Source organism: Aquabacter sp. DMC10 (assembly GCF_056314145.1).
The window spans coordinates 661,439-673,614 of record NZ_JBQUYX010000001.1; the positions used below are offsets into that span (position 1 = coordinate 661,439).

The following is a 12,176-nucleotide window of genomic DNA, read 5'->3' on the forward strand; positions in this document are numbered from 1 at the left end:
GTGATCTTTCTTCTTGCCGATGCCGCCCGCCTGGCGCGGGCCGGATATGTGCTCGCCCGGGAAGGCGTGCTGAGCCTCGTCCCGCCGGCGGCGGTGCCGCCGGCCGCGCGGCCGGGCCTGCGCCTTGCGCGCCTCATCGCCCGGCCCGACGCGGGAACGCGCTCCGCCCGCTTCTCGGCGGCGCTGAGCCGTCTGGGGCCGTCTTATGTGAAGCTCGGCCAGTTCCTGGCCACCCGCCCCGACGTGGTGGGCGTGTCGGTGGCCCGCGACCTGGAAGTGCTGCAGGACCGCATGCCCGCCTTCGGCCAGGACGTGGCAGAGGCGACCGTGGCCGACGCGCTGGACCGGCCTGTCGCCAGCGCCTTTTCCTATTTCGGCCCGGCGGTGGCCGCCGCCTCCATCGCCGAGGTCCACAAGGCGCGGGTGAGCGACCCCGACGGCACGGTGCGGGACGTGGCCGTGAAGGTGCTGCGCCCCGACATCACCCATCGCTTCCGCGCCGACATGGCCTCCTTCGGCCGGCTGGCGGAGTTTGCCGAGCGCATGTCGCCAGAGGCGCGCCGCCTGCGCCTCACCGCGGTGGTGGAAACGCTGGCACGCTCCGTCTCCATGGAAATGGACCTGCGCCTGGAAGCCTCCGCCTATGCGGAGCTGGCGGAAAACACCGCCGATGACCTCGACATCCACGTGCCGCGCGTGGACTGGGACCGCTCCAGCCGTGAGGTGCTCACCACCCAGTGGATCGACGGCATCAGGCTCTCCGACCGCGCCGCCTTGGAGCGGGCAGGCCATGACCTGCCCAATCTCGCCCGCGTGGTGATGCAGTCCTTCCTGCGCCAGGCCATGCGCGACGGCTTCTTCCATGCGGACATGCATCCGGGAAACCTGTTCGTGGATGCGCAGGGCCGGCTGGTGGTGCTGGATTGCGGCATCATGGGGCGCCTCGGCCTTGCCGAGCGGCGCTTCCTGGCGGAAATCCTCTATGGCTTCATCACCCGCAACTGGCGCCGCACGGCGCAGGTGCATTTCGAGGCCGGCTATGTGCCCCGCCACCATTCGGTGGAGGACTTCGCCCAGGCCATCCGCGCCATCGGCGAACCCATCCATTCCCGCAGCGCCGAGCAGATCTCCATGGCGCGGCTGCTCTCCCTGCTCTTGGAGGTGACCGCCCTCTTCGACATGAAGACGCGGCCGGAACTGCTGCTGCTGCAAAAGACCATGGTGGTGGTGGAGGGCGTCGCCCGCTCCCTCGACCCGCAATTGAACATGTGGACCACCGCCGCCCCGGTGGTGGAGGAGTGGATCGCCAACAATCTCGGGCCGGCGGGCCGCCTTCAGCAGGCCGGCGCCGGCCTTGGCGAGATGGGGCATTTCGCCCTCGACGTGCCCGGCCTTCTCACCCGCACCGGCCGCGTCATCACCCAGATGGACGAGGCCACGCGCGATGGCCTGCGCCTGTCGCCCGACACGCTGGAGGGCATCGGCCGGGCCGAGGCGCGCCGCGCCTTCTGGGGCAATGCGGCGCTGTGGGTGATCGCGGCCGCGCTGCTCATGCTCGCCTTGAAGTGATGAGCCGGGACACGACGCCATGCGCCAGCCGTTTCTTCTGCGCGACGTGACCGCCGGCGACGAGCCCGCGTGGCGCCGGCTCTGGGCGGGGTATCTCGCCTTCTACGAGACCGAGCTTTCCTCCGCCGTCACCGCCCACACCTTCGCCCGCCTGCTCGACCCGGCCTCCCCGGTGAAAGGCCGGGTGGCGGAGCGGGAGGGGGAGCTGATCGGCTTTTCCACCATCGTCCTGCACGAGGACAGCTGGGCGCTCACCCCCGCCTGCTATCTCGGCGACCTGTTCGTGGCGCAGGAGGCCCGCGGCCTCGGCGTGGGGCGCGCGCTCATCGAGGATCTGGTGGCGCGCGGCAAGCAGGAGGGCTGGTCCCAGATCCACTGGCTGACCCGCCACACCAATCCCGCCCGCCGGCTCTATGACACCTTCGTCACGGCGGATGACTTCGTGCACTACGCCCTTCAGCTCTGACGGCGGGCCGGGCCGGGTGAAACCGGCGGCAAATTCCGTTAAGGACAGCCGAACCGCCGGTCGCCTCGGCCGATGCGGACAGGGAGGCCGCCCATGCTTCACGACCGGCGCATTCTGCTGATCATCGGCGGGGGAATCGCAGCCTATAAGTGCCTCGACCTCATCCGCCGCCTGAAGAAACGGGGGGCGAGCGTGCGCCCCATCCTCACCAAGGCGGCCCAGCAATTCGTCACCCCCCTCTCGGTGGGGGCGCTCAGCGGCGAGCGGGTGTTCACCGACCTGTTCGACCTCACCGCCGAGCATGACATCGGCCATATCCGCCTGTCCCGCGAGGCGGACCTGGTGGTGGTGGCCCCCGCCACCGCCGACCTCATGGCCAAGGCCGCCAATGGCCTGGCCGATGACCTCGCTTCCACGGCGCTGATCGCCACCGACAAGCCGGTGCTCATGGCCCCCGCCATGAACCCGCGCATGTATGCCCATCCCGCCACCCGGCGGAACCTGGCGCGCCTCAAGGAAGACGGCGTCACATTTGTGGGTCCCAATTCGGGGGCCATGGCGGAGCGCGGCGAGTTCGGCGAGGGGCGGATGGCCGAGCCGCTGGAGATCATCGCCGCCATCGAGGCGCGCTTCGGCGAGGGCACGGCGCTGCTCAAGGGCCGGCGCCTGCTGGTGACCTCCGGGCCCACCCATGAGCCCATCGATCCCGTGCGCTATATCGCCAACCGGTCCTCCGGCAAGCAGGGCCATGCCATCGCCGCCGCGGCCGCCGCGGCGGGGGCCGAGGTGGTGCTGGTGTCCGGGCCGGTCGAGATCGCCGACCCCAAGGGCGTGAAGGTGGTGCGGGTGGAAACCGCCGCGCAGATGCTGGCGGCGGTGGAGGAAAACCTGCCCACCGATGCCGCGGTCTTCGCAGCGGCGGTGGCGGACTGGCGGGTGGCCAGCGCCGCCGACCAGAAGATCAAGAAGGAAGGCGGCGGCGCCCCCGGCCTCAGCCTGGTTGAGAATCCCGACATTCTCGCCACGGTGTCCCACCACCACACCTTGCGTCCGCGCCTGGTGGTGGGCTTTGCCGCCGAGACCCAGAATGTGGTGGCCCATGCCCGTGCCAAGCGCGAGCGCAAGGGCTGCGACTGGATTGTGGCCAATGACGTGTCGCCCGCCACCGGCATCATGGGCGGCGACCTCAACACCGTGCACCTGGTCAGCGGCGAGGGGGTGGAGGACTGGCCCTCCGCCACCAAGACCGAGGTGGCACGCAAGCTCGTCGCGCGCATCGCGGCGGCCCTGACGGAGACTTTGTGAATGACCCCGCTCGCCGTACCCGTCCAGCGCCTGCCCCATGGCGCGGACCTGCCCTTGCCCGCCTATGCCACCGCCGCCGCGGCCGGGCTGGACCTGATGGCCGCCGTGCCGGAGGACGCGCCCTTCACGCTCGCGCCCGGCGCCTGGGCGGCGATCCCCACCGCTTTATGCCTAGGCCTGCCCCCGGGCTACGAGGCGCAGGTGCGCCCGCGCTCGGGCCTCGCCCTGAAGCACGGCATCACGGTGTTGAATGCGCCGGGCACGATTGATGCGGACTATCGCGGCGAAATCCGCGTCCTGCTCATCAATCACGGGGCCGAAGCCTTTGAGATCACGCGGGGAATGCGTATTGCCCAGCTCGTGGTCGCCGCTGTCATGCATATAAAGCTGGAAGAAGACGGAGAATTAGGAGAAACTGCACGCGGCGTCGGTGGTTTTGGTTCAACCGGGACCCACGCGCAGTCGAACCCTTGAAGCTACAGACACATGCCGCGTTTATCCGACAAGAGCCTGCTCGCCATCGCCGCCGTCGTGGATGTGGCCATCCATGCCCGCGGCGCCCCGGTGGCCGCCAAGGCGCTGGCCGCTCGCCACGACCTGCCGCCGCGCCGGCTGGAGCCCGTGCTCCAGGCCCTCGTGCATGCCGGCGTGCTGAAGGGGGTGCGCGGCCCGCGCGGCGGCTATGAGCTGGCCCGCGAACGCCGGCGCATCTCGGTGGCCGAGATCGTGCGCGTGGTGGAGGGCGCCGAGGAGGAGCAGGAGATCATCCTTCCCCCCCTCGTCCTGGAGGTCGTACAGCCCGCCGTTGCCGCCGCCGAGGAGACCTTCGACGCGGCGCTGGACACGGTGACGCTGGAGGACCTGTGCCGGGCCGCCGACAATAAGGGCCACGGCTCGGAGCACGACCGCATCGACTTCACCATCTAACGCGGCCCATCTGGCGCCGGTCCGGCCTGCGCCCCGCGTCGACCCACACATACCCGTATCACTTGGGAGCAAAGTCCATGGCAGAAAGCCCAGCCAAGTTGACGCCCGTGGAAGGCGTGCGCCCCGGTCGGGGCCGGGTCTATGATTCCATCATCGAGACCATCGGCAACACGCCGCTGGTGCGCCTGCACCGGCTGCCCGAGCTGCGCGGCGTGAAGGCCGAGATCCTGGCCAAGCTGGAATTTTTCAACCCCATCGCCTCCGTGAAGGACCGCATCGGCGTCGCCATGGTCACGGCCATGGAAGAGGCTGGCGTGCTCCATCCCGATACGGTGCTGGTGGAGCCCACCTCCGGCAATACCGGCATTGCGCTCGCCTTCGTGGCCGCCGCCCGGGGCCTGCGCCTCATCCTGGTGATGCCCGAGTCCATGTCGGTGGAGCGCCGCAAGATGCTGGCGCTGCTGGGGGCCGAACTGGTGCTCACCCCCGCCAATCTCGGCATGAAGGGCGCCGTCGCCCGGGCCGAGGAACTGGTGCGCGAGCTGCCCAAGGCGGTGATGCCCCAGCAGTTCAAGAACAAGGCCAACCCTGCCATCCACCGCCGCACCACGGCCGAGGAGATCTGGAACGACACCGACGGCAAGGTGGACGTGGTGGTGTCGGGCGTCGGCACCGGCGGCACCATCACCGGCATCGGCCAGGTGCTCAAGCCCCGCAAGGCTTCGCTGCGCATGGTGGCGGTGGAGCCCGAGGACAGCCCGGTGCTCTCCGGCGGCGCCCCCGGCCCCCACAAGATCCAGGGCATCGGCGCCGGCTTCGTGCCTGAAGTGCTCGACCGCTCGGTGATCGACGAAGTGGTGACGGTGGGCAACCAGACCGCGTTCGACACGGCGCGTGCGCTCGCCCGCTACGAGGGCGTTCCCGGCGGCATCTCCTCCGGCGCGGCCATTGCCGCGGCCCTGGAGATCGGCGCCCGCCCGGAAATGGTAGGCAAGGTCATCGTCGCCATCGTGCCCTCCTTTGCCGAGCGGTATCTCTCCACGGCCCTGTTCGAGGGGCTGTGAGGCATTCCGGCGCGGCGGCCCGCCGCCGCGCCGGACCTTTCCTTCCGCGAAATTTTGCCGGCTTCTTAGTTGGCTAATTTCCTGTAGAGGACCCGTGGGGGGAAGTCGGCGCCCGAGACGGCGGCACCGTGCCGCTGGCGCGCCGCGCCGGACCTCCTATGTTGAAGGCGAAACAAGAGCGGACGCCGATCCCATGACCACGCATCAACGCAACATTGCCGCCGCCATCGATCCGGTGAAGCTTGACCGGCTGGCCGAGGTGGCGGTCCGGGTGGGTCTGGCCCTGCAGCCGGGCCAGGACCTGTTCCTGACCGCTCCGGTGGGCGCCCTGCCCCTGGTGCGGCGCATCGCCGAGCACGCCTACAAGGCCGGCGCCGGCCTCGTGACCCCCATCCTCTCCGACGAGGAAGTGGCCCTCGCGCGCTATCGCAACGCGCCCGAAGCCAGCTTCGATCGCGCGCCCACCTGGCTTTATGACGGCGTCGCCAAGGCCTTTTCCGCCAATACGGCGCGCCTCGCCATCGTCGGCGACAACCCCATGTTGCTGGCCGGCGAGGACCCTGCCAAGGTCGCCCGCGCCAACAAGGCCAATTCCATCGCCTACCAGCCGGCGCTGGAAAAGATCGCCGCCTTCGACATCAATTGGAGCATCGTCGCCTTCCCCGGAACGGCCTGGGCCAAGCTCGTGTTCCCCAATGAGCCGGAAGACGTGGCCGTGGCCAAGCTGGCGGACGCCATCTTCGCCGCCTCGCGCGTGGACCTAGATGATCCCGTGGCGGCGTGGGACCGCCACAATGCCGCGCTCCAGGCCCGCACCGCCTGGCTCAACCGGCACCGCTTCCAGGCCCTCCACTTCAAGGGCCCCGGCACCGATCTGGTGGTGGGCCTCGCCGACGGCCACGAATGGCAAGGCGGCGCCTCCCAGGCCAAGAACGGCGTCATCTGCAACGCCAATATCCCCACCGAAGAGGTCTTCACCACCCCCCACGCCTTTCGCGTGGACGGCCATGTGTCCTCCACCAAGCCCTTGTCCTATCAGGGCACGCTGATCGACGACATTGCCGTGCGCTTCGAGGGCGGGCGGATCGTGGAGGCCAGGGCCAGCAAGGGCGAGACGGTGCTCAACAAGGTGCTAGACACAGACGCGGGCGCACGGCGGCTGGGCGAGGTGGCCCTCGTGCCCCATTCCTCGCCCATCTCCAAGAGCGGGCTGCTGTTCTACAACACGCTGTTCGACGAAAACGCCGCCTGCCACATCGCGCTCGGCCAGTGCTACGCCAAGTGCTTCGTGGACGGCGCGACGCTGACGCAGGAAGAGATCGCGGCTAAGGGCGGCAACAAGAGCCTGATCCATATCGACTGGATGATCGGCTCCGGCCAGATCGACATCGACGGCGTTGAGGCCGACGGCAGCCGCGTGCCGGTGTTCCGCCAGGGCGAATGGGCCTGACCGGCCCGCGCGCGAGCCCCCCAAACGAAAAAGCCCGGCCGCACGCCGGGCTTTTTTATGGGTGCTTGAGAGCGCGGCGGGCGCCCACTTATTCCGCCGCGGCCCGCCGCACGCCGCGCACGGCGGCCGCAAGATCGCTCACCAGGCGCTCCACGGCGGGCTGGGTGGCGGAGGTGGCCTTGCCCTCGCTGTCGAGCGAGGTGCGCACGGCCTCAACCAGCGCCGAGCCCACCACCACCGCATCGGCGCCCGCCGCAATGGCCGCGGCCTGCTCGGGCGTCTTCACGCCGAAGCCCACCGCCACCGGCAGGTCGGTATGGCGCTTGATGCGGCTGACCGCCTGGGACACCAGATGGGCGTCCGGCGTGGCGGAGCCGGTGATGCCGGTGATGGAGACGTAATAGACAAAGCCCGCCGTATGGGCGAGCACCGCCGGCAGGCGCTTGTCGTCGGTTGTGGGGGTGGCCAAGCGGATGAAGTCGAGGCCCGCGGCCAGAGCCGGCAGGCACAGTTCGTCATCCTCTTCCGGCGGCAAGTCCACGACGATGAGGCCGTCCACCCCGGCCGCCTTGGCGTCTTCCAGGAAGCGCGGCACGCCGTAGACATAGATGGGATTGAAATAGCCCATCAGCACGATGGGGGTCGCCGGTTCATCGACGCGGAACGCGCGCACCAGTTCCAGGGTGCGAGCCAGGGTCTGGCCGGCCTTGAGCGCCCGCAGGCCCGCCGCCTGGATGGCCGGGCCGTCCGCCATGGGATCGGTGAAGGGCACGCCCACCTCGATCACATCCGCCCCCGCCGCCGGCAGCGCCTTCAGGATGGACAGCGAGGTGTCGTAGTCCGGGTCGCCGGCGGTGATAAAGGTCACAAGGCCCGGCCGGCCAAGACGGGCCAGTTCGGCGAAGCGGGTGGAGATGCGCGTGGTCATGGAAGGTCGCAGTCTTTGGCCGTGTCCCATGCGGGACGGGGGTCACTGGGGCGGGCCTGATGGCATCGGCCCCGGTGTGTCTCCGGGGCCGAGGGGTCCGCGCCCATGGGGATCGCCTCAGCGGTGCGGGTCTTTCGCCCTTAGCTGGCCGGGCTGGTGATGGCGCACTTGGCGGAGGTGGCGGAGGTGGCGCCCATCAGGCGCACCTGGTCCGCGCCGGTGACGCCGGGCACGGTGCTGAACAGCGTGGTGTAGGACGAGCCCAGCGACTTGTTCTTGGCGTTGAAGAATTCGCAGGTCACCACGATCTGGGCCAGCACGATGGTGCCGGTGTTCTTCACCTGGACATTGACGAAGGCGCCCGCCGGATCGGTGAGCGCCTTGCCCGCGGTGAGTTCCAGCCCCTGGGGCGCGGCCAGCGCCAGGCCGGAGGTTGCGGCAAGCAGAATGAACGTGGACGCGACCTTCTTCATAAGTGCCCCCCGAGATGCTCGGCTACCGTGAAGATGTCCTTGTCGCCCCGGCCGGACAGATTGACCACCATGATGTGGTCCTTCGGCTTCTTCGGCGCGATCTCCATGACCTTGCCGATGGCGTGGGCGCATTCGAGCGCGGGAATGATGCCCTCCAGCCGAGAGAGCAGCTGGAAGCCCTCCAGGGCCTCGCTGTCGGTGCAGGGAAGATAGGTCACCCGGCCCACGTCGTGCAGCCAGGAATGCTCCGGCCCGATGCCGGGATAATCAAGGCCGGCGGAGATGGAATGGGCCTCGGCGATCTGGCCGTCGCCATCCATCAGCAGATAGGTGCGGTTGCCGTGCAGCACGCCGGGGCGGCCGCCGGAAATGGAAGCCGCATGCTGGCCGCTGGAAATGCCGTGGCCGGCCGCCTCGACGCCGAAAATCTCCACGTCCTTGTCGTCCAGGAATTCGTGGAACAGGCCAATGGCGTTGGAGCCGCCCCCCACCGCCGCGATCAGGCTGTCCGGGCCGCGGCCTTCCGCCTCCAGGAGCTGGGCGCGGGTCTCGCGGCCGATGATGGACTGGAAGTCGCGCACCATGGAGGGATAGGGATGGGGACCGGCCACCGTGCCGATGCAATAGAAGGTGTCGTGGACATTGGTCACCCAGTCGCGGAGCGCCTCGTTCATGGCGTCCTTCAGGGTGCGCGAGCCGGAGGTGACGGGCACCACGGTGGCGCCCAGCATGTTCATGCGGAACACGTTGGGCTTCTGCCGCTCCACGTCCACCGCGCCCATATAGACCACGCATTTGAGGCCGAAGCGGGCGCACAGGGTGGCGGTGGCGACGCCATGCTGGCCGGCGCCGGTCTCGGCGATGATCCGCTCCTTGCCCATGCGGCGGGCGAGCAGGATCTGGCCGAGCACATTGTTCACCTTGTGGGAGCCGGTGTGGTTCAGCTCCTCGCGCTTCAGATAGATCTTGGCACCGCCCAGGTGCTCGGACAGCCGCTGCGCATAATAGAGCGGCGAGGGCCGGCCCACATAATGGCTGAGATAGCCATCCATCTCCGCCTTGAAGGCAGGATCGACCTTGGCCGCCTCATAGGCCTGTTCCAGCTGGAGGATGAGGGGCATCAGCGTCTCGGCGACGAACCGGCCGCCATGAATGCCGAAATGGCCGCGGTCATCGGGGCCGGTGCGATAGGAATTCAGCGCATTCACGAGACTTGGCTTCCCACCTGAGACGAAGGAGTGGCACCCGCGCGCACGGCGCGGACGAAGGCATGGATCTTTTCCGGCGATTTCACGCCGGGCGCGGTCTCCACACCGGAAGATACGTCCACGCCATCCATTCGGACGCGTGCAAGAGCCTGCGACACATTGGACGGATCAAGGCCCCCGGAAAGCATGACGGGGCGCCCGGGGTCAAGAGCGCTGAGCAGGTTCCAGTCGAACACGCGCCCGTTTCCGCCCGGAAGCGCCGCATCGGGCGGGGGCTTGGCGTCGAACAGGAGGCGATCGGCCACCGCAGCATAATCGGGGACGCGCAGGAGGTCGGAAGCGACAGCCACCGGCAGCGCCTTCATCACGGGGCGGCCGAAGCGCGCCCGGATCTGCGCCACCCGCTCGGGGCTTTCATGGCCGTGCAATTGCAGAATGTCGGGCGCGAAGGCGGTGATGATGTCGGCCAGCAGCTGGTCGTCCGCATCCACCACCAGCGCCACGGTGGCGGCGCGGCCGCGCACCAGGGGCCTTAGCGCCGCCGCCGCGTCCAGGGACAGGTGCCGGGGGCTCTTGGGAAAGTGCACGAAGCCCACCAGGTCGGCACCGGCCTCCAGGGCTGCATCCAGGGCCTCGGGGGTCTTCAGCCCGCAGATCTTGACGTCCACACCCATAACGCATGCGGGGGCACCGCAGCGCCCCCCTCCTCCTTGGTTCCGGCGCCGGCGCCGCACGGCCTATCCGGCCCGCCGCGCCCGCTCCCGTCACCGTCTCATTTTCTGGTCGTCCGGCGCCCCGCCCTCGGGGCCGCCGGCCGAACCGCGCCTCAGGTCTCCACCCGGGTGAACTGCCCGGCCTTGCGGAAGCGCCAGAGATAGCTCGGCAGGACCGAGGTCATGGACGCGGGCGCGATGCCGAGCCCCTGAAGGGTCCGCCCTTCCGCCGCCGCGGCCTCGCTGACCACATTGTCGTGGCGCAGCAATTCCACCTGGTCGCGGGTGAGCAGGGGATGGGGCAGCGCCTCCAGGAAGCGGGCGGTGAAGGAGGCCGCGCCAAAGGGCAGGTCCACCAGCGCGCGGCGGCTGCCGATCTCCCGCAGCATCAGCTCCATCAATTCCTTGAAGGTCCGCACCTCCGGCCCGCCCAGCTCATAGATGGCGCCGGCCTTGGCCTTGCCATCCACCACGCGCTGAGCCGCGGCGGCCACATCGCCCACGAACACCGGCTGGAAGCGGGTGGTGCCGCCGCCGATCAGCGGCAGGGCCGGCATCAGGCGCGACAGCGAGGCGAATCGGTTGAAGAATTCGTCTTCCGGCCCGAACACCAGGGAGGGGCGCAGGATGACCGCCTCGGGCAGCGTGGCCTTGACCACGGCCTCGCCCTCGCCCTTGGAGGCGGCATATTCGGAGTCCGCCTTGGGGTCGGCGCCGATGGCGGACACATGGACGAACCGGGCGCCCACGCCCGCCGCCGCCGTGGCAATGGCCTTGGCGCCGAACACATGCACCGCCTCGAACGTCTGGCGGCCGCTGGGCGCCAGGATGCCCGTCAGGTTGAGAACCGCGTCCGAACCTTCCACCGCGCGGGCGACCGAGTCGGGATAGCGCACATTGGCCTGCACCACCTGGATCTGGCCCACATAGCCCAGCAACTGGAGAAAGCCGGCCAGTTCCGGGCGGCGCACGGGCACCCGGACGCGATAGCCACGCTTGGCCAACGCCCGCACCACATAGCGCCCCAGGAAGCCGGAACCGCCGAACACTGTCACCAGACTGTCGGTCACGGGCCGTTCGGCCACCGCCACTTCGCTCATGCCTCTGTCCTCGGTCTATTCGCAGGGCAACCTATGCTCAAGGTGCGTGACAGATAAGCGAGGGGTCGACGATCGTCCAGCGCCCACGGCGTCGCGGGCGCGACTATATATAGAGGGAGAGGGGGATTTGGGGTGGCGGAAGCATCGCCGCGAGCCGGTCCACCGCAGGACCCCGTTGACGCAAGCCCCGCCAGACCTTATAAGCCCGGCACTTCGCTGGCGGCGTGAGCGGCCGGCACTGGAATTCATTCATCGCAGCGCGCCCGCCGGTCCCGGCTGGAATTTGCCTGCGACATAACAGGTAAAGGACGGCCGATGGCCAATACGCCTTCCGCCAAGAAGGCGGCGCGCAAGATCGAGCGCCGCACCGAAGTCAATCGTGCCCGCCGCTCCCGCGTGCGGACCTACCTGCGCAAGCTCGAGGATGCCATCTCCGCGGGAGATGTCGCCAATGCGACCGCCGCGTTCAAGGCAGCCGAGCCCGAGATCATGCGGGCGGTCACCAAGGGTGTGCTGCACAAGAACACTGCTGCCCGCAAGGTGTCGCGCCTCGCCCATCGCGTGGCCAAGCTCAGCGCCTGAGCAATACCTGCCGTCTTCTTGATGGTTGCATGTTGATACGGGGTCCGGCTCGCCGGGCCCCGTTTTCGTTCGGCCTTCCCATGCCCGCCTCTCAACGCCCTTGCACCGGGCGAGCGAGGGCGGGGCGTGCGCGAGCCGGGCACCTCGCCGGGTCCCTCGCCGGGCTATCGCGTGGGGTCGGCAAAGCGAATCGTGATCGGGGCGACGGGATTCCCCTTCCAGGCCCCCGCGTCAAGGCCCACCCCCGAGCCCACCCCTGGCACATTGTGGAAGGCGCCACTTCAACCGCACAAGAAAAGCTCATGTGAGGGAAGAGGTTAGGAGCCAAGCCAAAATGCCCTTCGTGGCGGGCTGAATCGGGAGGTATGATGAGACCTGAAGATTGGAATCC

Annotated in this window: 13 protein-coding genes; 8 read left to right on the forward strand and 5 right to left on the reverse strand. The window is 69.0% G+C overall.

What is annotated here, in order from left to right; translation table 11 throughout:
* The 7 genes from ubiB to ACT54L_RS03050 all read left to right on the forward strand — a co-directional run bounded on the left by ubiB (position 1) and on the right by ACT54L_RS03050 (position 6,781).
* Complete coding sequence (ubiB, locus tag ACT54L_RS03020; protein ID WP_476084051.1) at positions 1-1,569, forward strand: 2-polyprenylphenol 6-hydroxylase; 1,569 nt, start codon at positions 1-3, stop codon at positions 1,567-1,569.
* Between the two features lie 19 nt (positions 1,570-1,588).
* The gene (locus tag ACT54L_RS03025; RefSeq protein ID WP_476084052.1) at positions 1,589-2,035 is read left to right on the forward strand and encodes an N-acetyltransferase family protein; all 447 of its coding nucleotides are present in this window, start codon (positions 1,589-1,591) and stop codon (positions 2,033-2,035) included.
* A 93-nt stretch (positions 2,036-2,128) separates the two neighbouring features.
* A complete protein-coding gene (coaBC, locus tag ACT54L_RS03030; RefSeq protein WP_476084053.1) occupies positions 2,129-3,340 on the forward strand; it encodes a bifunctional phosphopantothenoylcysteine decarboxylase/phosphopantothenate--cysteine ligase CoaBC in 1,212 nt (403 codons plus the stop codon).
* Positions 3,341-3,814 carry a dUTP diphosphatase gene (dut, locus tag ACT54L_RS03035; protein WP_476084054.1) on the forward strand — a complete coding sequence of 158 codons (474 nt, stop codon included), beginning with the start codon at positions 3,341-3,343 and terminating at the stop codon, positions 3,812-3,814.
* Between the two features lie 12 nt (positions 3,815-3,826).
* Complete coding sequence (locus ACT54L_RS03040) at positions 3,827-4,267, forward strand: RrF2 family transcriptional regulator (protein WP_476084055.1); 441 nt, start codon at positions 3,827-3,829, stop codon at positions 4,265-4,267.
* Positions 4,268-4,344: 77 nt separating this feature from the next.
* A complete protein-coding gene (cysK, locus tag ACT54L_RS03045; RefSeq protein ID WP_476084056.1) occupies positions 4,345-5,331 on the forward strand; it encodes a cysteine synthase A in 987 nt (328 codons plus the stop codon).
* Between the two features lie 193 nt (positions 5,332-5,524).
* Positions 5,525-6,781, forward strand: coding sequence for an aminopeptidase (locus ACT54L_RS03050; RefSeq protein ID WP_476084057.1), 1,257 nt, complete (start codon positions 5,525-5,527; stop codon positions 6,779-6,781).
* Between the two features lie 88 nt (positions 6,782-6,869).
* Here ACT54L_RS03050 and trpA read toward each other — a convergent pair whose 3' ends face one another.
* The 5 genes from trpA to ACT54L_RS03075 form a co-directional block, all read right to left on the reverse strand.
* Positions 6,870-7,709 (reverse strand): tryptophan synthase subunit alpha, encoded by an 840-nt coding sequence (trpA, locus tag ACT54L_RS03055; protein ID WP_476084058.1) that lies wholly within the window; start codon positions 7,707-7,709, stop codon positions 6,870-6,872.
* A gap of 140 nt (positions 7,710-7,849) precedes the next feature.
* Entirely contained in the window at positions 7,850-8,182 is a 333-nt protein-coding gene (locus ACT54L_RS03060; RefSeq protein ID WP_476084059.1) for a hypothetical protein, read from the reverse strand.
* Positions 8,179-9,390 carry a tryptophan synthase subunit beta gene (gene trpB / locus ACT54L_RS03065; protein WP_476084060.1) on the reverse strand — a complete coding sequence of 404 codons (1,212 nt, stop codon included), beginning with the start codon at positions 9,388-9,390 and terminating at the stop codon, positions 8,179-8,181. The genes ACT54L_RS03060 and trpB overlap by 4 nt, the downstream gene beginning before the upstream one ends.
* Positions 9,387-10,064, reverse strand: coding sequence for a phosphoribosylanthranilate isomerase (locus ACT54L_RS03070; RefSeq protein ID WP_476084061.1), 678 nt, complete (start codon positions 10,062-10,064; stop codon positions 9,387-9,389). The genes trpB and ACT54L_RS03070 overlap by 4 nt, the downstream gene beginning before the upstream one ends.
* Before the next feature lie 152 nt (positions 10,065-10,216).
* Positions 10,217-11,203: a complex I NDUFA9 subunit family protein gene (locus ACT54L_RS03075; protein ID WP_476084062.1), complete on the reverse strand. Its 987-nt coding sequence runs from the start codon at positions 11,201-11,203 to the stop codon at positions 10,217-10,219.
* Between the two features lie 315 nt (positions 11,204-11,518).
* Here ACT54L_RS03075 and rpsT point away from each other — a divergent pair, with 315 nt between their 5' ends.
* The gene (gene rpsT / locus ACT54L_RS03080; protein ID WP_476084063.1) at positions 11,519-11,785 is read left to right on the forward strand and encodes a 30S ribosomal protein S20; all 267 of its coding nucleotides are present in this window, start codon (positions 11,519-11,521) and stop codon (positions 11,783-11,785) included.
* Positions 11,786-12,176: the final 391 nt, after the last annotated feature.

Excerpts from the sequence above, each read along its gene's own strand:
- ACT54L_RS03075 (WP_476084062.1), bottom strand. The coding sequence starts at position 11,203 with ATGAGCGAAGTGGCGGTGGCCGAACGGCCCGTGACCGACAGTCTGGTG.
- trpA (WP_476084058.1), bottom strand. The coding sequence starts at position 7,709 with ATGACCACGCGCATCTCCACCCGCTTCGCCGAACTGGCCCGTCTTGGC.
- dut (WP_476084054.1), top strand. The coding sequence starts at position 3,341 with ATGACCCCGCTCGCCGTACCCGTCCAGCGCCTGCCCCATGGCGCGGAC.
- ACT54L_RS03060 (WP_476084059.1), bottom strand. The coding sequence starts at position 8,182 with ATGAAGAAGGTCGCGTCCACGTTCATTCTGCTTGCCGCAACCTCCGGC.
- ACT54L_RS03050 (WP_476084057.1), top strand. The coding sequence starts at position 5,525 with ATGACCACGCATCAACGCAACATTGCCGCCGCCATCGATCCGGTGAAG.
- ACT54L_RS03025 (WP_476084052.1), top strand. The coding sequence starts at position 1,589 with ATGCGCCAGCCGTTTCTTCTGCGCGACGTGACCGCCGGCGACGAGCCC.
- coaBC (WP_476084053.1), top strand. The coding sequence starts at position 2,129 with ATGCTTCACGACCGGCGCATTCTGCTGATCATCGGCGGGGGAATCGCA.
- rpsT (WP_476084063.1), top strand. The coding sequence starts at position 11,519 with ATGGCCAATACGCCTTCCGCCAAGAAGGCGGCGCGCAAGATCGAGCGC.
- ACT54L_RS03040 (WP_476084055.1), top strand. The coding sequence starts at position 3,827 with ATGCCGCGTTTATCCGACAAGAGCCTGCTCGCCATCGCCGCCGTCGTG.
- cysK (WP_476084056.1), top strand. The coding sequence starts at position 4,345 with ATGGCAGAAAGCCCAGCCAAGTTGACGCCCGTGGAAGGCGTGCGCCCC.
- ACT54L_RS03070 (WP_476084061.1), bottom strand. The coding sequence starts at position 10,064 with ATGGGTGTGGACGTCAAGATCTGCGGGCTGAAGACCCCCGAGGCCCTG.